Consider the following 25,936-nt stretch of genomic DNA (forward strand, 5'->3'; position numbering starts at 1 on the left):
GATACGGCATCCATCGAAGTGCGAAGAGCCAAATTTCCGACATCTGCAGGATGCGAGCCCGCGGGTCCACCCATAGCGTCGACGTGACGTCAGAGCCGATGTCGATGCCCCCACGATAGGAACTCGCGTGCGTCACAAACGTACTGTCCCCGTGCTCGCCTCGGCGGTGCTCCTGTGCAGTGGCCTGGCACCCCTTGCCATGTCCACCCCGGCACAGGCCGCCACGATCCCGTCGCCGGGTCACGCCGTCTCCCACGAGGAGAACGTGCGGGTCCCCGCCGGAGCGCTGTGGACCGAGCACTACTTCCCGTCCTCGGACGGCAGCGATGTCGAGCTGCACGCCGACGTCCTGAGACCCGCCCACCTGCCCCCGGATGCGAAGACGCCGGTCATCCTGTCCGTCGGCCCGTACTTCGGCCACATCGGGCAGACCGGCAACGACGGCTTCACGGGTACCGGCCCGTCCGAGCGCTTCAACGACCTCATCGAGGGCGCCGACCTCATGGCGCGCGGGTACACCGTCGTCATGGTCGACCTGCGCGGCTTCGGCGGCTCGACCGGCTGCCTCGACTGGGTCGGCCCCGGCGAGCAGGCCGACATCCAGGCCGCGGTCGACTGGGCGGCGAGCCAGCCGTGGTCGACCGGCAAGGTCGGGATGTACGGCAAGTCGTACGACGCGGTGACCGGCCTCGTCGGCGCGAACCAGGGCCGCCCCGGGCTCGCTGCCGTCGTCGCCTCGGAGCCGCTGTGGGACATGTACAACTACCTCTTCAGCAACGGTGTCCGGCGCCCGAACTACCTCGGCACCCCGCAGGCCTACAACGGCATCGCGAGCCTGCCCGGGATGAAGGACGACTCGGACCACTACAAGCAGAACGCCGACTACGAGAAGACCCACCGGGAGTGCCTCGCGAACAACCTCAAGGACACCCAGGACCCGGACCGCACCTCCGGCTACTGGAAGGCCCGTGATCTCGCCGCGATGGCGAAGGGATCGCAGGTGCCGCTCTTCGTCACGCAGGGCTTCATCGAGAACAACACCAAGCCCGAGGACATCCAGCGGTACCTGACGAACCACGCCGGCCCGACGCGAGGCTGGCTCGGGCAGTGGGAGCACGTCCGCGGCAACGAGACCAACAGCCAGGGCAGGCTCCTCATGGGCCGGGCCGGCTGGTTCGACGAGGTCATGCGCTTCTACGACCTGCACCTTAAGGGCATCAACCCGTCCGTTGCGGATCCGAACTTCCTCGTCGAGGGCAGCGACGGCGTGTGGCGCGCCCAGGACTCGTGGCCGGTGACGAAGCGTGAGACGACGGTCCGCCTCCAGCCCGGCAGCTACGTCGACAACGGCCGCGCGCGGACCGCCGCGCCCCAGACGGCCGACGATGCCGGCGTGTGGGACATGGAGCACGCACCTGACCTGCCCACGGGACCGCAGGACCAGGGTTACGGCCCGAAGCCGCGCACGACCGACGACGGCAAGGGCTTCTACTCGTGGTCCAAGCCGGTGAACAGCGATGTCCGGGTCGCCGGCACGCCGCGCGTGTCCTTCACCGCGCAGGGCGAGGGCAACGTCCTAGTCCGGATGTGGGACGTGGCCCCCGACGGGACGGCCGTGATGTTCGACGAGCAGATGTCGCTCGTCAGGACCGGCACGGTCGAGTTCGACCTCAAGTCGACGGAGTGGACCCTGGCGAAGGGCCACCAGCTCGTCGTCGGCATCGGCACGAACACGACCCGGTCGTGGTCGGACACCCCGTCGAACCAGACGATCACGGTCAGCTCGGCCTCGCTCTCGTTGGAGCTCGCCAACGTCCGGTTCGACACCCCGGCGCAGGGCGACGTCTCGCCGTTCCTCGCCAGCTACCTCCGGTCGTACACCTCATCGTGGACCGACACGGCCCCCGGCAGCTTCCCGCTGAACGTCCCGCAGGGGCAGGGCTGACCCGGACCTGACATGAGGCGCGCCCCGACTGGCGTCGTCAGTCGGGGCGGCCCCCTGCCATCTCGGCAGGACACTCGTGCAGCAGCTCCCAGATCTCCTCGGCCGCGTTACCAGCGCCGTTCGAGCGAGAGCAGCGGCTCAGCAAACACAGGCGCTGGCGCGCCGGGATCTGCGGCAACAACCTGCTCAGGCGGTGGCGAAGCTGCGCTACTCGGCGTCGCGGTTCGCCGTTATCCGGCCGTCCGCCCGGGCCATCGGATGGGCACTCCCAGCTTCGAGAGCAGCTGCTGGAAGTCCTCGAGGCGGGACGGGTCGTCGCGTACCCCATGCGGCGTGAGCCCGGCGTCCAGGCAGTGCGCGGCGAGGGTGCCCGCGGCCTCGCCGACGGCCCACTCGACGGGATGGACCCGGTAACAGCCGTTCGTCAGGTGGGTGGTGCCGATGTTCTTCGCTGCGGGCAGCAGGTTGCGCATCCGCACTGGCAGCAGCGTGCCGAGCGGGATCTCGAACGGATGGGGCACGCCGCCGAGCCCGCCGTCGCCGCCCGTGGAGGGGTGCAGGTCCATCCAGTAGTAGTGCCCGATGCCGACGGAGTCCGGGAAGCCCCGGGCGCCGTGGTCGCCTCGCAGCGAGACGAGCACGTCGTGGGCGACGACGGTGGTGACGGCGCGGATGCGGCGTGACTCGCGGATGTAGGGCGCCATCGCCAGGCCGTCCGGTGTGCCGGTGACGTCGCCCCGCGGGCGCAGCCCGGGGTATCCGGCCTCGGTCTGCAGCCAGTACAGCAGGCTGAGCGTGAGGTCGCGAGCGCCCGCGAGGTGCCGTTCCGCGTCCTCGGCCGGCACCTCGAACACGGGGCCGACCGGGTAGTCGTTCATCGGCCAGTTCAGGATAGTGACGTCGTTGTCGCAGGTCCCCGGCCGGAAGGTGCGCCGGGCCACCACCCGCCGGTACGTCCACAGATCGGGGCGGGGCGGGATGCGCCGGTGGTCGATGTAGGCCGCCTGCGGATCGTCGTCGGGATCGGGGTCCATCCGGTATCCGGCCGGCCGCTCTCCGGGACCGTACCAGCTCAGGAGCGGCCGGCCGGCCCACGCCGGATGCCGGTACGCGCGCCAGAAGTCGTACCCGGCCGGCCGGTCGATCGTGTGGTCCTCGCCCGGCCGGTGCTCGACAGCCATGCACCAGGTGATCGCCTGCATGTTCAGCGGCTGGGCGTCGGCGGGGGCGTCCGGCTCGCCGGTCTCCGCCGCCGACTCGAATCCCGTGACGTACTCCGTACCGGTCAGCGGCAGCAGGTCGCCGGTCTCGGTCGCGTCGAGGACGTAGGCCGCCTCGACGATCCTCTCCGAACCGTCCGCGCGGGAGCGGAAACGGACCGCGCGGACCGTGTCGCCGTCCACGTCGGCGGCGACGGGCTCGTGCTCGGCGTGCACGGTCAGCAGGCCGGCCGCACGGTACGGTGCGAGCATCGCGTCGAGCACGGCGACGGCGACGCGCGGCTCGTGGCACACCGGACTGACCCAGCCCCCGCCGGGGTTGAGGTGGCGCGCGGCGCGAGCGCCGTCGGACAGCGGGAACCGTTGCCGGTAGTACTCCCGCACCCCGTCGCGGAACGCGCGGTAGGCGGCGGTGCAGCCGGCGGTCTCGATGGAGATGTGCTCGTCCGGCGGCACGGCCTGGGAGGTGAGCTGCCCACCGAGCCACTTGGTCGGTTCCGTCAGCGTCACGCGAGCCCCGAGCCGGGCCGCGGCCAGCGCGGCGGCGACGCCGCCCGTGCCGCCCCCGGCGACGAGGACGTCCACCGCTTCGGTTGCTGTCACGCCGCCGACGCTAACCCGCGCCCGGATCTCGGTCAACCCTGCTGGAAATCACTTCCACCCTCTAGCAGCCACTATTTGCGACAGGTCTTGCCGATAGAGGATTTCTGGATATAGCTTCCAAGCGTTCCCCATCTTGAGGAGATGTCATGGCGCTCCCCTCCGCCCTGGCCGGCCTCACCGCCGCGGTCGCGTTCACCGCCGTCCTACCGGCCGTACCCGCGGCGGCTTCCGTCCCGATCGCCACTCACCGCGTACCAGCTCCGACCGCACCGGCCACCGCTCAGGTCGCCGCGCCGCCGGAGGGCGTCCGCACCGCCCCCGCCGACGGCGCGACCGGCGTACCCGCTGGCCGCGTGCTGATCGCCTACTTGCCTTCCTCCGTCGATCCCTCGACCGCGACGGCGACCCTCACGGAAGGGCTCGCACCGACCCCCGCGTCCGCGCCCGGATCCGGCGTGAACGCCCGGCCCCCGGGTGCCCGCGAGCCGGTAGGAGTCATGGTGCGCCCGCTGGCCGGGCAGCACGCCCTGGCCATCGTGCCGACCCACGGCCTCTCTCCCGGACGCACCTACACCTCCGAGGTGCGGGTCGCTGGGTCGGCTCCGATCACCTGGTCGTTCCGTACGGGATCAGCCCCGGGCGCGCCCGAGCGGGTGTTCACCGACGACTTCGCGTCCGGCGCCGGCGCCTGGACCGCCGAGCCGGACACGGGCGCCGCCCCGTCCGCCGAGGACGGCGCGCTCCTGCTCACCGCGGCACGGTCCGACGCCGCGTTCACCGTCGCCGGCGGGCGCCCCGCCGCCTGGATCGACGAGGCCGGTGCGATCGCGTTCCGGGCACGGGTGTCGGGCACCGCCGTGCCCGCCGCGCTCGTGGTGCGGGTCACCACCGCCGCCGGCCGGACCTACAGCGCCGACCTGCCGGTGACCCCGGACGCCTGGACGTCGGCGCGGGTCACAGTGGCCGGCATCAGTCCCGACTTGGTTGGCGAGACGCTGACCCGGGTCGCGGTCGGCGCGCGCACGTCCGGGCCGGGTGAGCTGCGGCTGGCCGTGGACGACGTGATCGCCGAGAACGATCTGTCCGCCTACGCCGCGCCCCCGCCCACGACTCCGTCGTCGGCCGCCCGCCCGCTGCCCCCCGAGACGCTCGCGCTGGTCCGCGCGTACGCCGACCAGATCGTGGCGAGCAGCCATCCGGACGGGGCGATCACGGTGGCTCCGGTCGGCGGGAACGCCGCCAGGATCGAGCCGTACTTCGCCAACTACGCGGCGCTCGGCCTGCTGCGCGCCTACCAGGTCACCGGGGAGCGGCGGTACCGCGACACCGCGAGCCGCTGGCTCGACTGGTACGCGGCGCACATGAACGCCGACGGCACCGTCGACAAGTACACCGGCTCCTACCCCGACTGGACGGCCGCCGGCGACTACGACTCGGCCGACTCCTACGCCGCCACGTACATCCTGGCCAACTGGAAGCTGGCCGAGCTCGCCCGCAACGACGGACAGCGGAAGAAGGCGGCCAGGCGGGTCGCCGACCGGGTGGCCCGGGCCTGGGGCGCGCTCGACTCGGTCTTCCTCGTCGACGGCGTCACGATCGCCAAGGACAGCTACCGGATCAGGTACACGATGGACAACGCCGAGACCTGGCTGGGCGAGGTGGCCTACGCGAAGCTGGCCGGCCTGGCCGGCGACGCGGCGGAGACCAGGCTGGCCCTCCACCATGCCCGCAGGGTGATGTACGCGCTGCGCAACCGGTTCCCCATCGCCGACCCGGCCGGCGACTACCTGGCCTGGTACGTCAGCCCCGGTGCGCGGCACGGCGGCCTGGACGGCTGGTACCCGCACGCGCTGGCCAACGTCATCCCGCTGGCCATCTACGGGGGAGCCGGCGACGCCGCCCACTACGCCCGGATGTTCGCGCACTTCGAGACCGGCGGGGTGGCGAACCGCCCGGCCGGGGTCGCGGCGGCGCCGCACTGGGGCTGGTGGGCGCAGGCGGCGGCGGCCACCGGCCGGTCAGACCTCGCCGACTACTGGGTCGCCCAGGCGGGCCCCGTCCAGGCCGACTCCCTGGCGCACGCCTGCGGCTACCTCACCCGGGTCGTCACCCGCGACTACGACGGCACCCTCTGGTTCTGACCGGGCCGGGGCACCGCCGGTCCGCCCACCTTCTCTATCCGTTCCGCCCCCCAAGGAGCTTCGGCATGTCACCGCATCCCCGCTGGCGGCGCCTGGTCGCGTCCGCCGCCCTCATCCCGATCCTGGCCGGCGCGGCCTCCTGTGGCACCGGAATCGAGCAGGCGCCGCAGGGCGCCCAGGCCAAGCGGCAGATCACGTTCTGGCACTACTTCACGGACCGCAAGGACCTCTTCGAGCAGTGGGCGAAGGAGTACGAGAAGCAGACCGGCGTCGCGGTCAAGGTGGTGATGAGCGACGGCGGCAGCTACGCGCAGAAGTTCCAGGCCGCCACACAGGCGGGCACGCTGCCCGACGTGATGATCGGCTGGAGCCAGCCGGGTGAGAAGCTCGCGCCCTACGCCAAGCAGGGCACGATACTCAACCTCTCCGACGAGATGAACCGGGACGGCTGGAAGGACCGCTTCTACCCCACCGCCCTCACCAACGCCTCGTTCGGCCCCGACAACGAGTGGGGCGTGCAGCCCGGCCCGTACGGCGTGCCGCTGGACGTCAACAACATCCAGTTCCTCTACAACAAGGACCTGTTCGCCAAAGCCGGGATCACCGCGCCGCCGCGCACCTTCGACGAGCTGCTCGACACGGGCACGCGGCTGAAGGACGCCGGCATCGTGCCGTTCACCTCGGGGTTCGGCGCGTGGGCGATCGGGTCGCTGGCGCAGATCTACTACTGGAACCTCATCGGCCAGGAGGACCTGGAGAAGTCGTTCAGCGGCGAGCTGCCGTACAGCGGCCCGCAGTGGCTCGGCGTGCTCAAGCTGCTGAAGCGGCTCGGCGGCTCCGGCATCCTCGCCGACGGCGTCGTCTCGTTCGACATGCCGGCCGCGGAGAGCATGTTCGTGTCCGGAAAGGCAGCGATGCTGCTCGACGGCTCGTGGGCGGTGAACGTCTTCGCCCAGCAGAACCCGGGCTTCACGAACTACGGGGTCTTCCCGCCGCCCACCGCGGGCACCCACCCGGTGAAGCTGCCCGGCGGCGTCACCACCCTGATGGTGATCGGCACCTCGCCGAACAAGGACGAGGCGCTGAAGTTCGCCCGCTGGGTCACCGACACCCCGCAGCAGGCCAAGTACTCGGAGACGAGCTTCAACCTGCCCGCCCACCGCGAGGTCGGCGACGGCCAGATACGCAACGCCCAGCTCGCCGAGTTCGCCAAGGGCAACGAGTCGCTCGCGCCGCAGCTTCGCGTCAGCATGCCGCCCGCGGTCGCCACCACGCTCACCAAGGGCCTGCAGCAGCTCCTCGTGGGCAAGGAGACGCCGGAGCATCTGGCCTCACTGATGGACAAGGCGCAGAAGTCGGGTCAGGCGCAGTAGCCGATGACCACGACCACGCACACCGCGCCGCCGGTCCGGCAGGGCTCCACGCCCACCAGGGCCGGCCGGCCCGGCCGCTGGGGGAGGCCGGAGGAATGGGGCGTCGGGCTGTGCCTGATCGCTCCGGCCGTGATCCTCTTCTGCCTGTTCAGCGCCTACCCGTTCGGCCGTACGGTGCTGCTGAGCTTCACTGACTGGAGCGGCCTCACCCCGACGTTCAACTGGATCGGCCTGCGCAACTACCTCACCGCCTTCTCCGATGGGGTCTGGTGGGAGTCGGTGGGGCACAGCCTGATCCTCGCCGTCCTCGCGCTGACCGTGATGAACGGCATCTCGCTGGGCCTCGCGCTGGCGCTCGACCGCAAGATCGGCGCGCAGCTCTTCTACCGCACGGTCTTCTACCTCCCGCCGGTGCTTTCCGGCATCGTCGTCGCCATCATCTGGAAGTGGATCTTCCAGCCGTACGGCGGGCCGCTCAATCAGCTCGTTGGCGCGTTCGGGCTCGGCGGACACGCGTGGCTGGGCGACGAGTCCACCGCCCTGCTGGCCGTGTCGGTCGCCTCTATGTGGCAGGGCGTGGGCATGCCGTTCCTGCTGTTCCTCGCCGCGCTGCAGGCCATCCCCACCGAGCTGTACGAGGCGGCCCGGGTGGACGGCGCGGGCGGATGGCGGATATTCCGCCGCATCACGCTCCCGCTGATGAAGCCGACGCTCGGTGTGGTCGGCATCATGACGCTCCTCGGCGCGATGGAGATGTTCAACCTGGTCATGGCCATGACGGGCGGTGGTCCCGGATACAGCACGGAGGTGCCGGTGCTGCACATCTACCGCGCCGCCTTCGAGCACTCCCAGTTCGGGTACGCCAGCGCGCTGTCGCTCGTGTTCTGCGTGCTCATGCTCGTCGTGGCGTCCCTCGGGTTGCGCTTCACCCGCAGGAAGGCGGGCGAATGAGACGCTTCGCGCTACACGTGATCCTGATCGGCTGGACCCTCGTCTCGGTCGTACCGGTGCTGTGGATGCTCTCCGCGTCCGTGCAGACCACCGAGCAGATCTACTCCGGCGTCAGTTTCGTGCCGGAGACCTGGCAGTTCGACAACTACCGGCGGGCGTGGGAGGACGCCGACTTCGACCGCTACATGGGAAACAGCGTCCTCTACACGGTGACCGTCAGCACGGCCGTCGTCCTGTTCGCCAGCATGGCCGCGTACGCGTTCGCCCGGCTGCGCTTCCCCGCCAAGAACGTCGTCTACTCGGTGCTGCTGGCCTTCATCTTCGTGCCGATGCCGGCCGCCTTCATCCCGCTGTACGTGATCCTGGTACGGCTCGGCCTGGTGGACACCAGGCTCGGATACATCCTGCCGCTGATCAACGCCCACCTGCCGGTGGCGATCTTCCTGCTCCGCCGGTTCTTCGAGGCGCTACCCCGCGAGATGGAGGAGGCCGCGATGATCGACGGAGCGGGGCGAATCCGGATCTACACCCGGATCGCGCTGCCGCTGGCGAAGCCGGCCCTGGCCACCATCACGATCCTGACCGTGCTCGGCGTCTGGAACGAGTTCACCCTCGCGCTGATCGTCTTCACCGACGACACGCTGATGCCGCTCCAGGTCGGTCTCCAGGTCTTCCAGGGGTCGTACTTCTCGCAGTACGGGCTGATGATGGCGGCCATCGCGATCACCACGGTCCCGGTCATCGTCGTCTACCTGTGCTTCCAGCGGTTCATCATCCGGGGCGTCATGGCGGGGGCGGTGAAGCAGTGACGATCCTCGCGCTCGACGGCGGCCAGACCGGCACCGTGGCCGTCGTCGGAGAGCCAGACGGCACGGTGCGCGGCGTCGGGCGGGGCGGTCCCATCCGGCATCCCGGCGAGCCCGGCGCCGCCGAGGGCAACGCGCGATCGCTGGCCGAGGCGGTGCGCGGCGCGGCCGCGGGGTCCGCCGGGCCGTTCACGGCCTACCTGTCGCTCACGTCCGCTCTCGAACCCGCGGCGGCGACGGTCCGCTCGCTCGTCCCCGTGACGGACGTGCGCGCCGAGTCCGACGCGGTCGCCGCGCTGGCCAGCGGCAGCCTGGGCGGCCCGGGGATCGGCCTGATCGCCGGAACGGGGACCGTCGCGCTCGCCGCCGGTCCCGCGGGCGAGCGCGTCAGCCGCGGCGGCTGGGGCTGGTACCTGGGCGACGAGGGATCCGGCCACTGGATCGGGCAGGCCGCGCTGCGGGCCGCGTGCGCCGCCGAGGACGGGCGCGCCGCCGAGTCGCCGCTGAGCCGGGCGGTGCGGCGGCGGCTCGCGGTCGCGAGCATGCGGGCGGTCTACGAGCGGGTACATCACGGGCGGTTGGACCGTGCGGAGGTGGCCGCGCTCGCCGTCGACGTCGCCGAATGCGCCGGCGCCGGGGACGCCGTCGCGATCGGGATCATCCGCGCGGCCGCCGACGAGCTCGCGGCACTCGTCGCGGCCACGGCGGCCGCCGCGCCGTTCCTCACCGGCGACCACCGGATCGTGGTCCCAGCTGGCGGCGTGCTCGCCGCCGGAGGACCGGTGTGCGAGGCGTTCGGCGCCGCGCTGGGCACCCGGCTGCCCGGCTACCGGCTCGCGCTCCCCGCCCTGCCGCCCGTGGGCGGCGCCTACCTGCTGGCCGTACGGCAGGCCGGCGGGACCGTCGACCAGGCGGTGCACGATCGGCTCGCGGCCGGCCTGGCCGCGAGCCCACACGAGATCCTGAAGGGAAAGTGATGAATCCGATCGCACGCATCGCGGGCGGGGTGGTGGTCTCGGTCCAGGCGGGTCTGGACAGTCCCCTGCACCCGTCCGAGGTGATCGCCGCCATGGCCGGTTCCGCCGCCGCCGGCGGCGCCGCCGGGTTCCGGCTGGACGGCCCGGCGAACATCGCGGCCGTCCGGGCCGGATTCGACCTCCCGATCATCGGTATCCGCAAGCGCCGGCATCCCGGGTACGACGTGTACATCACGGCGACGGTGGACGACGCTCGGGAGATCGTCGAGGCGGGTGCCGACTTGGTGGCGGTGGACGCGACGCTGCGGCCGCGGCCGGTGCCGCTGGCCGGCCTGATCGCGGCGATCCACGACGAGCTGGGGGCCGCGGTGCTCGCCGACGTCGCGACGGCCGACGAGGGGCTGGCCGCGATGGAGGCCGGGGCCGACCTGGTGGCCACGACCATGGCCGGCTACACGCCGTACTCCACGGACAAGAGCGGGCCGGCGTTCGCCGTGTGCGAGGCACTCGCCGGGCGGTCGGTGCCCGTCGTCGTAGAGGGCCGGATCTGGTCGGCCGACGACGTCCGCAGGTCCTTCGACGCGGGCGCGCACGCGGTCGTCGTCGGCACCGCGGTGACCTCGCCGCACCACATCACCGCCCGCCTGGTGGCGGCGAGTTCGGCGGGGGTGCCGGCGTGAGCGCGATCGACGCCTACTTCACCGGGCTGCTGGACCGGCTCGGCGGCGTCGCGCGTACGCAGGCGGAGGCGGTCGGCCGGGCCGCCGACCTGTCGGCCGCCGCGATCGCCGGGCGCGGCACCCTCTATCTGCACGACACCGGGCACATGGTGTCGCACGAGCTGTTCTACCGGACCGGCGGCTTGCCCGCGTTCAAGCCGCTCGACACGGCGAAGGCGCCCGAGGCGCCGACCCCGGCGGACGTGCTGTTCGCTGTCTCGGTGTCCGGCGTCTCGGCCGCCGTGGTGGACCTGGCGCTGAACGCCCGCGAGGCGGGGGTGCCGGTCGTCGCCCTCACCGCCGTCGCCTTCTCCCGGGCGCTGGACGCCCGGCATCCGTCCGGGCGGTGCCTGGCCGACGTCGCCGACGTGGTGCTGGACAACGGCGCGGGCTACGGCGACGCATTCCTCGACGTGCCCGGCGTCGAGCGCCCGGTCTGCCCGCTTTCCGGCGTGGCCAACGCGGCGCTGATGTGGGCTGTGACCGCGGGAACCGTCGAGCGGCTGGTTGCCGCCGGCCTGTCGCCGAGCGTCTATCCGAGCATCAACGTACCCGACGGCCCGGCCCTCGTGGCCGCCGTCGAGACGGGATACGCCGAGCGGGGGCACTGATGACCTTCCGCCGCTACCTCGACCAGGTCACCCGGCTGCTCGCGGAGGTCGACGAGTCCGCGATCGACGCCGCGGCCGGGCGGATCGCCGCCGCGATCGCCGACGGCCGGGTGCTCTACGTCTTCGGCGCGAGCCACGCCGGGTTGCTCGCCCAGGACCTGTTCTACCGGGCCGGCGGCCTGGCCGCCATCGAGCCCGTGCTGCCCGCCGGGCTGATGCTCAACGAGCGGCCGGTGACCCGGACGAGCCGGCTGGAGCGCCTGCCGGGGTACGGCACGGCGCTGGTGGAGGACACCCGGATCGGCTCCGGCGACGTGGTGCTCGTCATCTCGGTGTCCGGGCGCAATCCGGCGGCCGTCGAGTTCGCCGTCGCGGCCAAGGCCAGGGGCGCCGAGGTCCTCGCGCTGACCTCGCTCGCGTACACGCGGTCGGTCGCGCCGCGGGCGGCGGCCCGGCTGTCGGAGGTGGCCGACCTGGTGATCGACCTGCCCGGCGCGCCGGGCGACGCGGCGGTGACCATCGCGCCCGGCGTGCCGCCGGCCGGCCCGACCTCCACCGCGATCGGGTCCGCCCTCCTGCAGGGTCTGATGGTGGAGGTCGCCACCCGGCTGCCGGATCCACCGGTGTTCGCCAGCGCCAACATCGATGGCGGCGATCAGCACAACTCCCGCCTGCTGGCCGCCTACCGTAATCGGGTGAGCTACGCGTGATCGGGTGAGCGACGCGTGACACCCCCTGCCCACAGTGAGGAAACGGAGACGACATGCCCGCCGGAACGCCCGATGCCGCACCGCCGGCCGGATACCTCGCGGCGATCCGCTCACGGGAGGCCGACCTGACCGCGAGCGAAGCCAAGGTCGCCCAGACCGTGCTGGACCACCCCGGCGAGGTCATCCGCATGTCCATCACCGAGCTGGCCGAGCGCGCCGAGGTCGGCGTGGCCACGGTCAGCAGGTTCTGCCAGCGGCTCGGCCTGCGCGGCTTCCACGAGCTCAAGATCGAGATCGCGCACGAGCTGGTGCCCGGCACGGTCACCACGACGCCCCTGGTGGCGGCGGGAGGCGACTACCCGACCTGGGCGGGCAGCGCCGCGGGCCGGACGATCGCCATGATCGAGACCACCATGCGCCAGTTCGACGCGGACGCGTTCAGGCAGGCCGTGGACCTGCTGGTGAAGGCCCGGCGCATCGACTTCTACGGGCTGGCCTCCTCCGGCCTGACCGCGATGGACGCCCAGCTCCGGTTCCTCACGCTGGGCAAGACGTGCAACGCGTACGTCGACTCCCATGTCCAGGCCATGGCCGCGGCCGTACTGGGCCCCGAGGACGTCGCCGTGGCGATCAGCTACAGCGGCAGCACCAAGGACATGGTCGCCAACCTCTCGACGGCCCGGAAACGGCGGGCGCGGACGATCGCGATCACCGGCGCGCCGCGCTCTCCGCTGGCCGAGATCGCCGACGTCGTCCTCGTCGCCGGAAGCGACGAGACCATGCTCGTCAGCAACCTGTTCAACAAGATCGGCCAGCTTTTCGTGGTGGAACTGCTGGTCGAGGGATGCGCCAGGGAGATGGGCCAGCAGGCCCACCGCACCAGCAAGCTCATCTCCGAGGCGGTCGCCGACAAGATCTACTGACCCCGTCCTCTCTCCCGGGCCGGCCCCTCACCCCGGCCCACTCCGCCTTCCCCGGCTTCGGGCGGGCCTGCCCCGCCCTCTCCCACTCGTCTGAACCTTCCCTCGCGCCCCGCCCGTTCCCCTCCTCGAGCCGACGGCTCCGCCGCCCGGCGGAGTCGTGCTGCCCGCCGCCCTCCGGCAGGCGCCCCTCTCCCCTGTCAGGCCCCTCAGAAAGGGACACGTCATGGATGGACCCGCTATCAGCCGCCGCGCCGCGATCACCGGTCTCGTCGGCACAGCCGCGGTGCCGTTGCTGGTCACCGGCTCACCCGCCCTCGCCTCCGCGGACGCCTCCCCGATCGCCTTCGCCAGCCCGGCCGACGGCTCGACGGGAGTGCCCAGGGACCGGGTGCTCACCGCCTACCTGACCGCGCCCGCGACGTCCGGTCCGCCCCCCGCCCGCCTCGACGGGCCCGACGGCATGGTCGAGACCGACGTGGCCTACCAGGTGGGCGAGCGCGCGGTCAGCGTCATCCCGCGCGGAAGGCTGAAGCCGGGACGCCGGTACACCCTGTCCGTCGAGGGAACTCCGGCGACCACCTTCACGACCGCCGCCAACCCGCACGAGCCGGAGGTCCTCGCACGCACCGGTGACGCCACGCTCTCCGGCCACTGGCTCGACGAGGCGCTCCTGGTGCGGATCGACGCCACCGCCGACGGGCCCGTCACGCTGTCTGTACGCACCGCCGCCGGACGCACCGCCGCCCTGGCGCTGCCCGCGCGAGTCGCCCGCGCCGTGCCGCTGGCCGAGGTGGACGGCGAACTCGTCGGCGCGGTCGTCACCGAGATCTCTCTCAGCGGTCCCTCGCTCCGCGTGACCGCGCTGAGCCTCGAATCCGGGCTCGACGCCTACGCGGCGCTGCCGGACGACACCCCGCGCACCGGCCGGTCGCTCCCGCACGACCGGGTCGCCGACATCCGGCGGCTCGCTGACGTCGTGCTCGGTCGGCAGAAGGCCGACGGAGGGCTGAACCTCGGCGGAGCGGCTCCGAACGACCTGCGCCTGGAGACCTACTTCAACAACTACACCGCCTACTCGCTCTACCTGGCCGCCGACGTCACCGGCGATCCGCACTACGCGGAGGCGGCCGACCGGTGGCTGCGCTGGTACGCCGCCTGGATGCACCCCGACGGCACGATCGAGCACTTCACCGGCACGTACCCGGACTGGGTGCGCGGGGATCTGGACGCCCAGGACTCCTGCCCGGCGACGTACTTCCTCGCAGTGTGGAAGGGGGCGACCCGGCTGCGGCCCCCGGAGCGGAGGGTGTACCTCGCCGAGTTCATGCCGGCCGTCCACCAGACGTACCGGGCCATCGACGAGGTGTACCTCACCGAAGGCGTGACCCTGGCCAAGCGGACATACCCGATCCGCTACCTGATGGACAACGCCGAGACGTGGTTCGGCATGGTCGCCTACGCCAAGCTGTGCCGCCTCACCGGCAGCACGCACCTGGCCCGCGTGGCGGAGCGCCGGGCGGCCCGCACCCGGTACGCGCTGCGCGAGCGGTTCAGGTCGCGGGCCACTGGCTGGACCGCGTGGGTGGTGCCGCCGGTCGGCAACAACGCCCGCATGGACCTGTGGTATCCCGACGCGCACGCGGCCGTCATGATGCTCGCGATAGCGGGCGGCCCGGACCCGGCCGACCGGGACCTCTGGCGTCGCCTGGTCGACAAGTTCGACGTTGGCGAGGCCCCCGGCCGTCCGGAAGGGCTGTCGGCGGCGACGATCTACGCGTGGTGGGCGCTGGCGGGCATCCAGGTCGGCGACACCGCCGGCGCGGAGCACTTCCGCCGGCTCGCGTACGACGCCATGCCGCCGGGTGATCCCACGATGCTCAACCAGGCCTGCGGCTACCTGATCCGCGTCCTGGCCTATACGGCGACGCGAACTCTGTGGTTCTGACGGCCGTTCGCGCGGGCACTTCGCCTCGCGGCGACGCCGCCTGAAGTCGCACACCGCGTGAAGACGTCCTCCCGGTGCGGTTGACGGGCTCGGTGTCCCGGAGACGCGTCGAGGAGGACGTCCCCGCCTGAGGGTGCCGGTCAGTTCCCGGCGGCGCCGGTCATTTCTCGACGGCGGCGCGGACGAACGCCACGAGGTGCTCGCGCAGCGCCTCGCGTCCCTCGGGGGTCGCCGCCTCCTCGCCGACCGTGATCCGGGCGAGCTGCGGCATGACGCTCGGCCACATCGCCATGCCCACCAGCGAGAACACCATCCGGGCGACCGAGGCGTCCGGCTCCCGGCCGAGGCCCTCGGCGAGCGATTCGGTCTTCGTCCGGCACTTGTCCACCCGGAGCTCCTGGCCGGGCAGCAGGTCGTCCTCGCCCCGGTAGTGCAGCGCCTCCCACATCAGCAGGCGTACCAGGTCGGGGTGGGCGGAGTAGAAGTCGAAGAGGTTGCCGACGTACTCCGCCGGGTCCTTGCCCGGCATCGCCACCGCCGCGGCGACCTCGTCGAGCGCCGTCTTGATGACGGTGTCGAACAGCTTCTCCTTGCTGCCGAAGTGCCCGTAGATCCGCTCCTTGTTGACCCCGGCCCGCTCGGCGATGCGGTCCACCCGGGCGCCCGCCACGCCGTACGCCGCGAACTCCGTCCGCGCGGCCTCCAGCAGGGCGGCCTTCGTGGCGGCGGTCGGGTCCTTGGCGTCTTTGCGGGGCGACATCGGCTTCCTCCGTGTTCATGAGCGGACGGGTGCTCAGGAGTGGTCGCCTCAGCATACCCGCACGGCCACCAACTAGTTGGTTGACACCCAACTAGTTGGTTGGCTACCTTCCTCGCCATGAGCACATCGACTCCCGTCGTTCCCGCACCCGCCGCACCGGCCGCTCCGCGCGAGACGTACGCGCCGTCAGGGCGCACCGTGGCCGCGTTCGTACCGGCCGGGCTCCTCGCCACCGGGCATCTCTACGTCGTGATCCCCCTGCTGGCCCGGATGTCGGCCGACTGGGGCGCCCCCGCCGCCGTCCTGACCTGGCTCGTCAGCGCGTTCGGCCTCGGTTACGCGGGTGGCTTCCTGCTGTTCGGCCCGCTGTCCGACCTGTACGGCAGGCGCCGCGTGATGACCTGGGGCATGGCGGCCACGGCGGTGACGACCGCGCTGGTCGCGCTGAGCCCCGGGCCCGGGGCCGCACTCGCCCTGCGGGTGGTCGAGGGCGTCACCACCGCCGTCTTCGCCCCCACCGCGTTCGCGTACATCGCCGAGCGCGTCGAACCCCGCCGCCGTGCCGTCACGATGACCTCCGTGGTGAGCGCGCTGTTCGCCTCGGCCGTGGTCGCCCAGCTCGTCGCCAAGGCCCTCGCCGACCTGCTCGGGTGGCGGCCGGTCTTCCTGCTCGGCGGCGCCGCGTTCGCCGTCATGACCGTGGTGCTGCGCCGGGTGATGCTGCCCGACACCGCCCGCCGGGCCGGAGTGAACCCCTACGCCGCCGTCCCGGTGCTGCTGCGAAACCCGCGCCTGGTCCTGGTGTACGCCGCCACGCTGACGGTCCTCGGCGCGTTCGTCGCCCTCTACACCGCACTGCAGCTCGAAGGCCCCGCGGGTATCGCCGGAGACCCCTCCGCGCTGCTGACGCTGCGGGCCACCGCGCTGCCGGCGATCGTGGCCATCCCGTTCGCCACGCCGTACCTCGCCCGGATCTCCCCGGCCCGCAGGGCGGCGCTGGCCCTCGGACTCGCCGCGGTGCTCGCGCTGGTGGTCGGGCTGGCCGCCCCCGGTGTCGCCGCGCTGGCGGTGCTGCTGGCCGTCTTCGCCTTCGCGATCGGCGTCGCCGCCCCCGCCGTGATCGAGACCGTGGGCCTGCTGGCCGGTCCCGCGCGGGCCACGGCCGTCTCCCTGTTCACCTTCTTCCTGTTCACGGGGGCCAGCGTGGGTCCGATCGCGGCCTCGGCCGCCGCGCCGTACGGCTTCGCCGCCCTCATGTACGGCGTGGCGGGCGTGCTCGCGCTGGGAGGGGGGCTCGTGCTGATCGCCTCCTCCGGCCGCCGCATAAGGTGATGCCTGTGAACGTGGCGGACAGGGGGAGGACGGGCGTGCTGCCTGAGGTGGAGGCCTGGCTGAGTCGGCGTACCTCGTCGGCGGCCGACTGGCCGGCCCGCGCCCTGCTGTCCGCCAAGGGAGGCACCACGATCTCGGTGGTGCTGCCCGCCAGGAACGAGGAGGAGACGGTCGGGGAGATCGTCTCCGCCGTGCGCCGCGACCTCGTCGAGGCCGTGCCGCTCGTGGACGAGCTGGTCGTGATCGACTCCCGGTCGTCGGACGACACGGCGGCCCGGGCCTTACGCGCCGGGGCGAAGGTCTTCGCGCAGGACGAGATCCTGCCCGAGCTGCACGATCCGCGCTACGACGGCAAGGGCGAGGCGCTCTGGAAGTCTCTCGCGGTGACGACCGGCGACCTGGTCGTGTTCGTCGACGCCGACCTGCGTGAGTTCCGGACCTCGTTCGTGACCGGCCTGCTGGGGCCCCTGCTGGCCGACCCCGCGGTCGGATACGTGAAGGCGTGCTACGACCGGCCGCTGCTCGGCGCGACGGAACCGAACGCCGGGGGCAGGGTCACCGAGTTGGTCGCCCGGCCGCTGCTCAACCTGCACTGGCCGCTGCTCGCCGGGTTCGTGCAGCCGCTCGCGGGCGAGTACGCCGGCCGCCGCGCGGTCCTGGAACGGGTGCCGTTCGTCACCGGGTACGGCGTGGAGCTGGGGCTCCTCATCGACCTCCTGGACACGGTGGGGCTCGACGCGCTCGCCCAGGTCGACCTGGGCCGCCGGGTCCACTCCCACCAGTCGACGGAGGCGCTCGGCGGGATGGCCGGGCAGATCATGCACACCGCCTGGGCGCGGCTGGAGCGCCAGGACAAGATCGTTCCGCTGCACGAGCCGTCCGCGCGGCTCGTCCAGTTCGAACGCGGCCCCGCCGGGCACCGCCCGCTGACGCGGGACGTCGGGGTGGCCGAGCGCCCGCCGATGGCGACGGTCCCCCAGTACGCGTCCCGGTTGCGCTGACCGGCTCCTCCCGCCGAGGTGTTACCGTTGGTAACACTAAGGAGAGGAGACCCCCCGATGACCTTCTGCCCTGAGTTGAGCGACGACCTTCGCGAACTGCGCGACTGGGTCCACGAGTTCGCCCGGGACGTCATCCGCCCGGCAGGGGCGGAGTGGGACGAGCGCGAGGAGACGCCCTGGCCGGTCATCCAGGAGGCCGCCAAGATCGGGCTGTACTCGCTGGACTTCTTCGCCCAGCAGTGGTTCGAGGAGTCGGGGCTCGGCCTGCCCGTGGCGTTCGAGGAGTTGTTCTGGGGGGACGCCGGCATCGGCCTGTCGATCGTGGGCACCGGCCTCGCCGCCGCCTCCATCGCCGCGAACGGCACCCCCGAGCAGATGGGGGAGTGGCTGCCCCAGATGTTCGGCACTCCCGACGACGTCAAGCTCGGCGCGTTCTGCTCCTCGGAACCGGACGCCGGCAGCGACGTCGGCGCGATCAGGACGCGGGCCGTCTACGACGAGGCGAAGGACGAGTGGGTCCTCAACGGCGTGAAGACCTGGGCCACCAACGGCGGCATCGCCAACGTCCACGTCATCGTGGCCACGGTCGACCCCTCACTGGGCACCCGGGGCCAGGCGTCCTTCGTGGTCCCGCCCGGCACGCGCGGCCTGTCCCAGGGGCAGAAGTTCAAGAAGCACGGCATCCGCGCCTCCCACACCGCCGAGGTCGTCCTGGACGACGTACGGGTGCCCGGCCGGTGCCTGGTGGGCGGCAAGGAGAAGCTGGACGAGCGGCTCGCCCGGGTGCGCGCCGGCGCGCGGTCCGGCGAACAGGCCGCGATGCGGACCTTCGAGACCACCCGCCCCCTCGTCGCCGCGATGGCCGTCGGCGTCGCCCGTGCGGCCTACGAGTACGCCCGCGACTACGCCCGGGAGCGTGAGCAGTTCGGCCGCAAGATCGGGGAGAACCAGGCGGTCGCGTTCCTGCTGGCCGACATGGCCACCCGGGTGGACATAGCCCGACTGATGACCTGGCGGGCGGCGTGGATGGCCCGGCACGGCCGGCGGCTCGAGCAGGCCGAAGGGTCGATGAGCAAGCTGGTCGCGAGCGAGACGGCCGTCTGGGCGACCGAGCAGGCCATCCAGATCCTCGGCGGGGCCGGCTACACCCGCGAGCACCCGGTCGAGCGCTTCCACCGCGACGCCAAGATTTTCACGATCTTCGAGGGCACCAGCGAGATCCAGCGCCTCATCATCGGCCGCGCCGTCACCGGCCTCCCCGTGCGCTAGCCGCTTGACCTGCCCTGCCGTTTCGTGAGGGGCGCGACAGCGGCGTCCCGGGATCAGCCCTTCAGCAGCAGGCCCGTTCCGAAAACGACAATGACGACGGCTATTCGTATCACCCAGTGGAAGTTGCGCCGGTGTGTGTCCTCGATTATCCCTGCCCGCTGATAGCTTTGCGCGACGGCGAGGGCTTGCATCGCGATGGTCAAACCGATCCCGATGGAGACAACCGTTAGAGCCGCATCGGAACGGATGATGGATTCGGCCAGCTCGTGCGACCCCGGTTTGTTGCCGGCGACTATCAGGGCCGCCATCTCGAGCACGGTGAGAACTGAAAGGAATATGGTTTGCACCGCCAGGATGAACAGGAATTGGTTCGCTAATCTCCGTCCCTGATCCGGGGACATCTTGTTCCGCGACTCCGTGCCGACGATACGCCCTGCCTCGTAGGCGCCGCGGTATTCCACTATTACGGCGAGCAGAACCACCGGTATCACCTGCGCCAGCAGCCCTGCGTAACTGGATGTGTCCGTCTATGGATCCTTGTCCCGAAGCCCTACGCGTGAGGGAACGGGGGCCCATCTTGCCATGGGATGAGTAAGCTCGATCTTGGCCGGGAAGGCTAATTCGACGAAATCGACGAAGGCCCGGTCGAACGCATAACCATCGCCCTTTGCTACGGCGGTGCGGATACCGAACAGCCCGATGCCGGTAATAGGTCATCCATGCTCGAATCGTGTCGAGCGCCCGGAAGCCATCGGCTCCTCGGGCGCTCGGTCGGCCGGTCCGCCGGGCTCGTGCCGCTTCAAGAATTGGGCTCCTTGTCGGGCGGGCGCGGCCAGAGTTTCTCGGAGCGGGCCTCGCCACGACGGCGTTCCGAGGTTATCCACGCCTTGCCCTCTGCCGCGATCCCCTCAAGGACGTGCAGAGTGTGACGCAGGCCTGCCGCATCCAACGTCACCTCGGAGACGGCTGCGGGATTCTCTCCCTGCTGGAGGTCCTCCATTTCTGACTCGACCACCTTGACGTTGATTTCCTGGCCGTTGACGAGGGAGAGTTGGAATGTCCGCTCCTGGTTGTCCGCTTGCCGCACGCGGACGGCCGCGACCGCCTCGAACCGGTAGTTCATTCGATGACGATCGTGGAAGGTGCCGGGCTGAAGATCGAGCGTCGCGGTGAGCTGCCGCACTCCGTCGGCGGTGAGCAGGAAGACGATGAGCTGATACTTCCTGTATCGCCAGGGTCCGCCCGGCACTCGCGCCCGGGTCGCGGAACCGCTGCGTGCCTCAATGAAGGCGTACGCGATGATGCCGCTCATTTTGAGCTGGTAGTGCCGCAGTGCCTCGCTCAGTAGCACTTTCCGGTCACAGTCCAGCCAGGCGGCCATCTCTCTGTCGTCGGGCCTGTCAGCCAGCCGTTCCTTCCATCGGGAGAAGGCCGCCTCGCTGTCCTCCTGCAGTTTCGCGGCTTCGAGTTTGTCGGCGGCGAACCGGCGGCGTTCGAGGGTGATCAGCAGCCAGGCGCGCCCGGCGATCCAGCCTGCCACCACGAACAGGGCGACCGACCGGATCCCGATCAGCCCGCCAGCCTGCATCGCCCCGCTCGCCGCCCAGATCCCGCCGATAGCGCAGGCCAGGGCTCCGAGCACGGCAGTCGCCTTGCTGGAGATGGGGGTGGCCAGTTCCTGGCGGTGGTTCCACAGCGTGCCTTTCTCCCAGCGGGTTTTGACGCCGATGGCGCGATGGCGGATGAGCCAGTTGATCGTCTCCGCCTTGGTCGGCTCCTCGCGGTATGCCTCCACGAGTTCGTTCCGCATGCTCCTGCGGAGGCCGGCAGTCCACGTCAGCCACAGATCCGGCTCCATGCCACTCGGCCGGTACTTGGCGAGGTAATACTCGAGCCGCCGGCCCACCTGCCGGGCGAAAGCGTCGAGGGGCACGTCGGGCCCGCGGCGCAGGGTCGGCGAGTGCTCCTCGTCCTTCATCCGAAGTCGCCTCGATCGGAAGCACCATTCCATGCCGCCGCGGGCGGCGAAACATCCCCCGGCGATGCTCAGTAGATACGCGAACAGAGCGGAGACCCGGCCGCCCTGCACGAGCAGGTGGCCGAGGTGTGCGGTGGCCGCGACCGCCACGACCGCCCCCGCCCCCGCCTGCAGCCAGATGAAAGTGGAGATCGCGACCGGCGCAGGTTGCCGCACCAGAGGAGTAGCGGGCGTCGGCTCGAAGAACTTCCAAACCCGGCCCTCCCGATTGCGGTCCATCTGCTCGTCGCAGGCGCGCTGGAGAGCTCGGTGCCACACGTCGTCCTTGATTGGCCCCTCAAGGAACAGCTCCAGGTGACGAAGGATCAGGTCCCGCTGAAGCGACGGGAGTTCGTCGAATTCCTTCATCAGGACGCGAAGGTCTGCATAGGGTTTATCGACGGATTCCACTAGCCGGAGCATGGTGCGCGCACCCTCCGCCCAGGGATCATCACCGCTGAGCGGAAGGAAATGGTCCGAGTTCTGGAGGCGGGCCGCCTCCTCGTCCGACAGCTCACGCCGCGTCCTGCCGCTCAACAGGGCGAGCAGCCAGTAGAAACAGGCCCGGTTGGTTCTGTAGCCCGACAGGACGGCATCATCGATCCGCGGCCAGGCCCGCCCTGTCACCCCGCTTTCCAGATATCGCAGCCCTGCTTCGAACTTCTCCCGAGGCGACGGATCCGGGGGAGTCGTGTAGTAGTTGACGCCGCCGTGCACGATTCCCTGCACGTCGACATGAGCATTGCCGGCGGCGACGTTCACTGCGGTGTCGTCGGATGGCGTCATGACAGAGCCTGCGCTAGGGCGATGACGGCCGCCAGAGCCGCCGCCAGCTCGCCGACGTCGCTGATCAGCCCGCGCAGCTTCTTGAGCGCCAGGGTCAGCCTGCTCTTGCTCCGAGGCTTCTCCTGCAGGGCCTCCTCGGCCACAGCGAGCTCCGCCTGAGCCGCAGCGTACGTGTCCTCATCGAGGTGACCGTCGTCCCGTGCGCGCTTGAGCTGGGAGCGAAACCCGGCGAGCGCCTCCGCCAGGTCCGTCGGCCGATCAGGTTCGAAGCCGAGCCGGATGCCGCCGTGCACGGTCCCGGCCTGCACTCCCACCCGGGCATTGTCACGTGCGATGTTGTACGTCGTCCCCTGCTCCGGCATCCTGCTTCCTCTCGCCGCCGCCTTCGCCAACCAGCCGCCGTCCCGCTCCTCGGCGGCGATCTCTTCGGCCAGCGCCGCCGCGAACGCCGCGGCGTTGGCTACGGCACGCTGCTGCCACTGATCGCGGTCCGTCACCTCCTTGGTCCCGTCGGCCCGGTCGCTGATGCCCCTGATGACGACCACGGGCAGCGCGCCGTTCAGATGGCCGGCCTGGGCCACTCCAGCACCTTCCATCTCGATCGCGCAGGCGTCGTGGTAGTTCTGCCGGATCCACTGCGCGTGCCCGGACACCTTGGAGTTCAGGACCACCTCACCGGCCGCGATCGGGCCGAAGTGCACGTGCGGGACGTGGCCGGGATCGGGGAGACCACGCGTCCACGAACCGGTGCGGCCGATGTGCCGTGCGATCTGATCGGCGGCGTGCGATGTCTCCCAACTGCGAGGGCGGCTCCTGAGTCCGTCGTCCTCGCTCGTCCCTCCGTGGTAGGCGTAGACACGGGTCGCCACAACGACGTCCCCGAGGGAGATGTGGGAGTGCAGGGCGCCCGCCACGCCCACGAAGAGCAGAGCGGCCGGGGCGAACTCGGCGATGGCTCGTTCGGCCAGCACGGCCGCCGACTGGTTGCCCGTGCCGACATGGGCCAGGGCCAGTCGGCAGCGGCTGCCGGCGAAGCGGCCGATCTCGAAACGGGTGCCGTGCTGATGACGGTGTAACTCCGGGTCGAGCATCTTCTTTCGGATCGCTTGATATTCCAGGTCTAGCGCGGTGAGGATCACGATCGGGCGGTCGCTCACTCTTCTACTCCTTTGCGCTCGGCGACGGCGGGCCGGACCATCGGCGGATAGAGGACTGTGCACGGACCGGCGCGGAACAGTCGGGCCGGCCGACCAGGGGTGGCTTTGCGGGCTGTCCCTGCCGGGACGATGAACCCTTCGGTCTTCTGGACCTTGCGATAGAAGTTCCTGGGATCGAGTGGGATCCCCCAGACCGCCTCGTACACGTCTTGCAGATCGGTGATGGTGAATGTCGGTCCGCAGAAGGCCGTCGCGAGGGAGGAGTGCTCAAGCTTGGCGCGAGCGCGTTCTACACCATCCGTGATGATGCGCCGGTGGTCGAAGGCGAGCTTGAGGTCGCCGGAGAGCACCCGCTCGACAGGTTGCCATCCGGCGTCGGCCGCATCCGTTCCCGCGATCGGCTCCGGCAGGCGGGGTGCGATGGCCAGGTACGCCACCGATACCACTCGGCCACGCGGGTCGCGACCCGGGTCTCCGTACACGCCCAGTTGCTCGAGGCGGAGGGTCTCGACGTCGAGGTCGGCCTCCTCCGACAGCTCCCGGTGGGCTGCGGCGGTGATGTCCTCCTCGGCGTGCTGCAGAAATCCGCCGGGTAGCGCGAGGGCGCCCTTGTACGGGTCGACACCACGCTCGACGAGCAGCACGTGCAGGCGCGACTGGCGCAACGTCAGGATCACCAGATCAACCGCGAGGAGAACGACGGGCGGCACCCATTGGTCCTCGGTCATGCGGCAGACGCTAGCTTCTTGTCAATCTGACAGAAATAGCCGTGAGGTAAGACGTGTGAACCCCGGAACGGGGCCGAGGCGGGCTCAGGGAAGGCTCGAGATGCTTCGCTGACGACGAGGGGAAGGCACAGTCCAGGGCCGCCGAAGAGGCGAGGCGTCGCAGGCCGCCTCTTGTCGGCCGCGCTTCACTGCTCTCCCCTCAACTGGGGCTGTCCGAGTCGGGGGTCGGCCTTCGCCCGCCCTGCGCTGTGCAACGGTCAGTGCAGGGGTTCGCCTGTCAGGAACTCGTTCAGGGCCGCGATGATGATCTCCCGGTATTCCGGACGCGCGAGGGCGGCCGGCTGGAATGAGGGATACTTGGCGTAGCCCGCGGATTCGAGTTGGTCGCGGAGACGGGCCGCCCCCGGAAGGGCGCCGAGCCGTTCGGCAAGTCGTGTCATACGTTCTCGTGAAGCGCCGTGATTGCGTATGGACCCGAAGTTGACGGCCAGGACGGACTTCGCCGGTCCGGTGTAGACGCTCCACACGGAGGCCTTGTCGGAGCCGAGGTTGAACCAGGCGGTGACCGAGGGATACTCGCCTTCGCCGAAGTAGTACTCGTGGAAGGACGGGTGGCTCTCGGCGTGACGGTAGACGGCCAGCAGCGTGTCGCGCACGTCGTCGGGGCAGTACTGCTCGACGGCCTGGAGGAAGCTTGGCTCGTCCCACGTGCGCTTTCCCCGAGGACCGGTGGCCGGTTCTGCCTCAACCGTCAGAGGGGCGGCTCGCAGTTCACCCGCGGTGTCGGGGGTCATGGCCGGGAAGGGGTCGCCGAGGGCCAGTTGGATGGCGATGGCCATCGTTTCGAGCCACTCGATGGTCGCCTCCGCCTCGGCGGCAGTGATCGGAGTCTTCTGCCCGGGGCGCTCCGGATCGTGATCGGCGGTATGGGCGATGTTGTTCCTGCGCCAGGCGATCTCCCGCAGCCGGGTACGGACGCCGTCCGCGCTGATCGGGCTCCTGGCGTCCTGACCGGTCAGGACCTCGGCGACCTTCACCCAGAGGTTCACCGTGCTGACGTGTGCTAACCCTTCCTTGATCTTCTCCGGATTCTGGAAGGTCATGAAGGAGAAATGCCGCTCCAGATGCGCGCGAAAGGATTCCCCGAGGGGTTCGTCGTGATGGTGAACCCTCTCGAACAGCTCGACGGGAATGCTCAAATTGTTGAACTTGGGAGGGCGAGGAACTCCGGGGGTCAGAGCGAGGGCCACGGCCCGGTCGACGATCTCGCGCGTCACCCAGTGGTCGAGGGCCGCTACGGCCTGGGTCCAGGCCGCGCGGTAGAGGTCGGTGACGTCGAAGGAGCCGACCGCGAGCCGCTCCAGACTGCGGCCGCCGTCGACGAGCTGGCGGGCGTACTCGAGGTTCTGCTGGAACTGCTCGAACGCGGCCGGAGTCGGGTCGGGCGGAGGCGTGGGCCCGGGACGGCCTGGTTGCGGCTTTGGCGGCAGTCTCCTCGCCCGGTATTGACGCGCCAGTTCGCGATAGAGCTCCGTGCCTTGGAAGTCGTCGAGCGCGCGGACGCCCGCTTCTGTGATCGCCCAGCCGTTCCGTTTGGTCATCCAGCCGAGTGAGGCGGCCTCCCCCGTACGAAAGCCCAGCTGCGCCCACCAACGCGCCTGGCCGTGCGCGTTGGGCCCCCGGAGCTCCTCGGGGATCGTCACTCTGCTTTCGACTTCCTTGCGAACTTCTTCGGGTCGCAGCGGCCGTCCAGCCTCACGCAGGAGCTCGAACGTCGCGCGGAGGAGGGGAGAAATCTGATCGGCAGGCCATGGGGGGATTCCTGCCTTTCGACTGTCGCCCCCGGCAGAATAAACAAGGGCTCGGTGAAAGTGCGTCGTCTCACGTCACTTCGACCTCTGCTGACGGCGGATGACGTGGGGGTCGTACGGGTAGGAAGGGGGACCGGAACCGGGGGAGCGT

The 25,936-nt window shown here is 70.7% G+C and carries 21 protein-coding genes; 14 read left to right on the forward strand and 7 right to left on the reverse strand.

Annotation, left to right across the window (positions count from 1 at the left end; all coding sequences use genetic code 11):
* Positions 1 to 127: 127 nt before the first annotated feature.
* The gene (locus ACQEVJ_RS18225) at positions 128 to 1,945 is read left to right on the forward strand and encodes a CocE/NonD family hydrolase (RefSeq protein WP_433102456.1); all 1,818 of its coding nucleotides are present in this window, start codon (positions 128 to 130) and stop codon (positions 1,943 to 1,945) included.
* A 230-nt stretch (positions 1,946 to 2,175) separates the two neighbouring features.
* Here the strand turns inward: ACQEVJ_RS18225 and ACQEVJ_RS18230 are convergent, their stop codons facing one another.
* The gene (locus ACQEVJ_RS18230; RefSeq protein WP_433102458.1) at positions 2,176 to 3,768 is read right to left on the reverse strand and encodes an FAD-dependent oxidoreductase; all 1,593 of its coding nucleotides are present in this window, start codon (positions 3,766 to 3,768) and stop codon (positions 2,176 to 2,178) included.
* Between the two features lie 146 nt (positions 3,769 to 3,914).
* On the opposite strand from ACQEVJ_RS18230, the gene ACQEVJ_RS18235 reads away from it, so the two are divergent.
* The 10 genes from ACQEVJ_RS18235 (at position 3,915) to ACQEVJ_RS18280 (ending at position 14,924) form a co-directional block, all read left to right on the forward strand.
* Positions 3,915 to 5,909, forward strand: coding sequence for a hypothetical protein (locus tag ACQEVJ_RS18235; protein WP_433102460.1), 1,995 nt, complete (start codon positions 3,915 to 3,917; stop codon positions 5,907 to 5,909).
* A 65-nt stretch (positions 5,910 to 5,974) separates the two neighbouring features.
* On the forward strand, positions 5,975 to 7,282 hold the full coding sequence (locus tag ACQEVJ_RS18240; protein WP_433102462.1) for an ABC transporter substrate-binding protein: 1,308 nt from the start codon (positions 5,975 to 5,977) through the stop codon (positions 7,280 to 7,282).
* Positions 7,283 to 7,285: 3 nt separating this feature from the next.
* Entirely contained in the window at positions 7,286 to 8,233 is a 948-nt protein-coding gene (locus ACQEVJ_RS18245) for a carbohydrate ABC transporter permease (protein WP_433102464.1), read from the forward strand.
* The gene (locus tag ACQEVJ_RS18250; RefSeq protein WP_433102466.1) at positions 8,230 to 9,042 is read left to right on the forward strand and encodes a carbohydrate ABC transporter permease; all 813 of its coding nucleotides are present in this window, start codon (positions 8,230 to 8,232) and stop codon (positions 9,040 to 9,042) included. The genes ACQEVJ_RS18245 and ACQEVJ_RS18250 overlap by 4 nt, the downstream gene beginning before the upstream one ends.
* On the forward strand, positions 9,039 to 10,016 hold the full coding sequence (locus tag ACQEVJ_RS18255) for an N-acetylglucosamine kinase (RefSeq protein ID WP_433102468.1): 978 nt from the start codon (positions 9,039 to 9,041) through the stop codon (positions 10,014 to 10,016). The genes ACQEVJ_RS18250 and ACQEVJ_RS18255 overlap by 4 nt, the downstream gene beginning before the upstream one ends.
* The gene (locus ACQEVJ_RS18260) at positions 10,016 to 10,696 is read left to right on the forward strand and encodes an N-acetylmannosamine-6-phosphate 2-epimerase (protein ID WP_433102470.1); all 681 of its coding nucleotides are present in this window, start codon (positions 10,016 to 10,018) and stop codon (positions 10,694 to 10,696) included. Before ACQEVJ_RS18255 ends, ACQEVJ_RS18260 begins: the two co-directional genes overlap by 1 nt.
* Positions 10,693 to 11,346: a sugar isomerase domain-containing protein gene (locus ACQEVJ_RS18265; protein WP_433102472.1), complete on the forward strand. Its 654-nt coding sequence runs from the start codon at positions 10,693 to 10,695 to the stop codon at positions 11,344 to 11,346. The genes ACQEVJ_RS18260 and ACQEVJ_RS18265 overlap by 4 nt, the downstream gene beginning before the upstream one ends.
* On the forward strand, positions 11,346 to 12,056 hold the full coding sequence (locus ACQEVJ_RS18270) for a sugar isomerase domain-containing protein (protein ID WP_433102474.1): 711 nt from the start codon (positions 11,346 to 11,348) through the stop codon (positions 12,054 to 12,056). Before ACQEVJ_RS18265 ends, ACQEVJ_RS18270 begins: the two co-directional genes overlap by 1 nt.
* A gap of 53 nt (positions 12,057 to 12,109) precedes the next feature.
* Positions 12,110 to 12,979, forward strand: a complete 870-nt coding sequence (locus ACQEVJ_RS18275; RefSeq protein ID WP_433102476.1) for a MurR/RpiR family transcriptional regulator — start codon at positions 12,110 to 12,112, stop codon at positions 12,977 to 12,979.
* A 223-nt stretch (positions 12,980 to 13,202) separates the two neighbouring features.
* A complete protein-coding gene (locus ACQEVJ_RS18280) occupies positions 13,203 to 14,924 on the forward strand; it encodes an Ig-like domain-containing protein (protein WP_433102478.1) in 1,722 nt (573 codons plus the stop codon).
* 160 nt (positions 14,925 to 15,084) lie between these two features.
* Here ACQEVJ_RS18280 and ACQEVJ_RS18285 read toward each other — a convergent pair whose 3' ends face one another.
* A complete protein-coding gene (locus ACQEVJ_RS18285) occupies positions 15,085 to 15,684 on the reverse strand; it encodes a TetR/AcrR family transcriptional regulator (protein ID WP_433102480.1) in 600 nt (199 codons plus the stop codon).
* A 117-nt stretch (positions 15,685 to 15,801) separates the two neighbouring features.
* Here ACQEVJ_RS18285 and ACQEVJ_RS18290 point away from each other — a divergent pair, with 117 nt between their 5' ends.
* Genes ACQEVJ_RS18290 through ACQEVJ_RS18300 form a run of 3 tightly spaced genes read left to right on the forward strand, consistent with a single transcriptional unit; the run spans position 15,802 to position 19,286 of the window.
* The gene (locus ACQEVJ_RS18290; protein WP_433102482.1) at positions 15,802 to 17,016 is read left to right on the forward strand and encodes an MFS transporter; all 1,215 of its coding nucleotides are present in this window, start codon (positions 15,802 to 15,804) and stop codon (positions 17,014 to 17,016) included.
* A gap of 35 nt (positions 17,017 to 17,051) precedes the next feature.
* Positions 17,052 to 18,017 carry a glucosyl-3-phosphoglycerate synthase gene (locus tag ACQEVJ_RS18295; protein WP_433112824.1) on the forward strand — a complete coding sequence of 322 codons (966 nt, stop codon included), beginning with the start codon at positions 17,052 to 17,054 and terminating at the stop codon, positions 18,015 to 18,017.
* Between the two features lie 57 nt (positions 18,018 to 18,074).
* On the forward strand, positions 18,075 to 19,286 hold the full coding sequence (locus ACQEVJ_RS18300; protein ID WP_433102484.1) for an acyl-CoA dehydrogenase family protein: 1,212 nt from the start codon (positions 18,075 to 18,077) through the stop codon (positions 19,284 to 19,286).
* Between the two features lie 53 nt (positions 19,287 to 19,339).
* On the opposite strand, the gene ACQEVJ_RS18305 is transcribed toward ACQEVJ_RS18300, so the two are convergent.
* The 5 genes from ACQEVJ_RS18305 to ACQEVJ_RS18325 all read right to left on the reverse strand — a co-directional run bounded on the left by ACQEVJ_RS18305 (position 19,340) and on the right by ACQEVJ_RS18325 (position 25,677).
* Positions 19,340 to 19,768, reverse strand: coding sequence for a hypothetical protein (locus ACQEVJ_RS18305; RefSeq protein ID WP_433102486.1), 429 nt, complete (start codon positions 19,766 to 19,768; stop codon positions 19,340 to 19,342).
* A 317-nt stretch (positions 19,769 to 20,085) separates the two neighbouring features.
* Positions 20,086 to 22,089: a hypothetical protein gene (locus ACQEVJ_RS18310; RefSeq protein ID WP_433102488.1), complete on the reverse strand. Its 2,004-nt coding sequence runs from the start codon at positions 22,087 to 22,089 to the stop codon at positions 20,086 to 20,088.
* Positions 22,086 to 23,246 (reverse strand): 5'-methylthioadenosine/S-adenosylhomocysteine nucleosidase, encoded by a 1,161-nt coding sequence (locus tag ACQEVJ_RS18315; protein ID WP_433102490.1) that lies wholly within the window; start codon positions 23,244 to 23,246, stop codon positions 22,086 to 22,088. Before ACQEVJ_RS18315 ends, ACQEVJ_RS18310 begins: the two co-directional genes overlap by 4 nt.
* The gene (locus ACQEVJ_RS18320) at positions 23,243 to 23,974 is read right to left on the reverse strand and encodes an NUDIX hydrolase (protein WP_433102492.1); all 732 of its coding nucleotides are present in this window, start codon (positions 23,972 to 23,974) and stop codon (positions 23,243 to 23,245) included. The genes ACQEVJ_RS18315 and ACQEVJ_RS18320 overlap by 4 nt, the downstream gene beginning before the upstream one ends.
* 257 nt (positions 23,975 to 24,231) lie before the next feature.
* Positions 24,232 to 25,677, reverse strand: coding sequence for a hypothetical protein (locus ACQEVJ_RS18325; RefSeq protein ID WP_433102494.1), 1,446 nt, complete (start codon positions 25,675 to 25,677; stop codon positions 24,232 to 24,234).
* Positions 25,678 to 25,936 lie beyond the last annotated feature (259 nt).

The sequence above is a fragment of the Microbispora sp. CA-102843 genome, assembly GCF_050936215.1.
Classification (GTDB): Bacteria; Actinomycetota; Actinomycetes; order Streptosporangiales; family Streptosporangiaceae; genus Microbispora.

What these genes read in the sequence shown, in the direction of transcription:
- ACQEVJ_RS18235 (WP_433102460.1), top strand. Translation starts at nt 3,915, where the DNA reads ATGGCGCTCCCCTCCGCCCTGGCCGGCCTCACCGCCGCGGTCGCGTTC.
- ACQEVJ_RS18240 (WP_433102462.1), top strand. Translation starts at nt 5,975, where the DNA reads ATGTCACCGCATCCCCGCTGGCGGCGCCTGGTCGCGTCCGCCGCCCTC.
- ACQEVJ_RS18245 (WP_433102464.1), top strand. Translation starts at nt 7,286, where the DNA reads ATGACCACGACCACGCACACCGCGCCGCCGGTCCGGCAGGGCTCCACG.
- ACQEVJ_RS18250 (WP_433102466.1), top strand. Translation starts at nt 8,230, where the DNA reads ATGAGACGCTTCGCGCTACACGTGATCCTGATCGGCTGGACCCTCGTC.
- ACQEVJ_RS18260 (WP_433102470.1), top strand. Translation starts at nt 10,016, where the DNA reads ATGAATCCGATCGCACGCATCGCGGGCGGGGTGGTGGTCTCGGTCCAG.
- ACQEVJ_RS18270 (WP_433102474.1), top strand. Translation starts at nt 11,346, where the DNA reads ATGACCTTCCGCCGCTACCTCGACCAGGTCACCCGGCTGCTCGCGGAG.
- ACQEVJ_RS18275 (WP_433102476.1), top strand. Translation starts at nt 12,110, where the DNA reads ATGCCCGCCGGAACGCCCGATGCCGCACCGCCGGCCGGATACCTCGCG.
- ACQEVJ_RS18280 (WP_433102478.1), top strand. Translation starts at nt 13,203, where the DNA reads ATGGATGGACCCGCTATCAGCCGCCGCGCCGCGATCACCGGTCTCGTC.
- ACQEVJ_RS18285 (WP_433102480.1), bottom strand. Translation starts at nt 15,684, where the DNA reads ATGTCGCCCCGCAAAGACGCCAAGGACCCGACCGCCGCCACGAAGGCC.
- ACQEVJ_RS18290 (WP_433102482.1), top strand. Translation starts at nt 15,802, where the DNA reads ATGAGCACATCGACTCCCGTCGTTCCCGCACCCGCCGCACCGGCCGCT.
- ACQEVJ_RS18300 (WP_433102484.1), top strand. Translation starts at nt 18,075, where the DNA reads ATGACCTTCTGCCCTGAGTTGAGCGACGACCTTCGCGAACTGCGCGAC.
- ACQEVJ_RS18310 (WP_433102488.1), bottom strand. Translation starts at nt 22,089, where the DNA reads ATGACGCCATCCGACGACACCGCAGTGAACGTCGCCGCCGGCAATGCT.
- ACQEVJ_RS18320 (WP_433102492.1), bottom strand. Translation starts at nt 23,974, where the DNA reads ATGACCGAGGACCAATGGGTGCCGCCCGTCGTTCTCCTCGCGGTTGAT.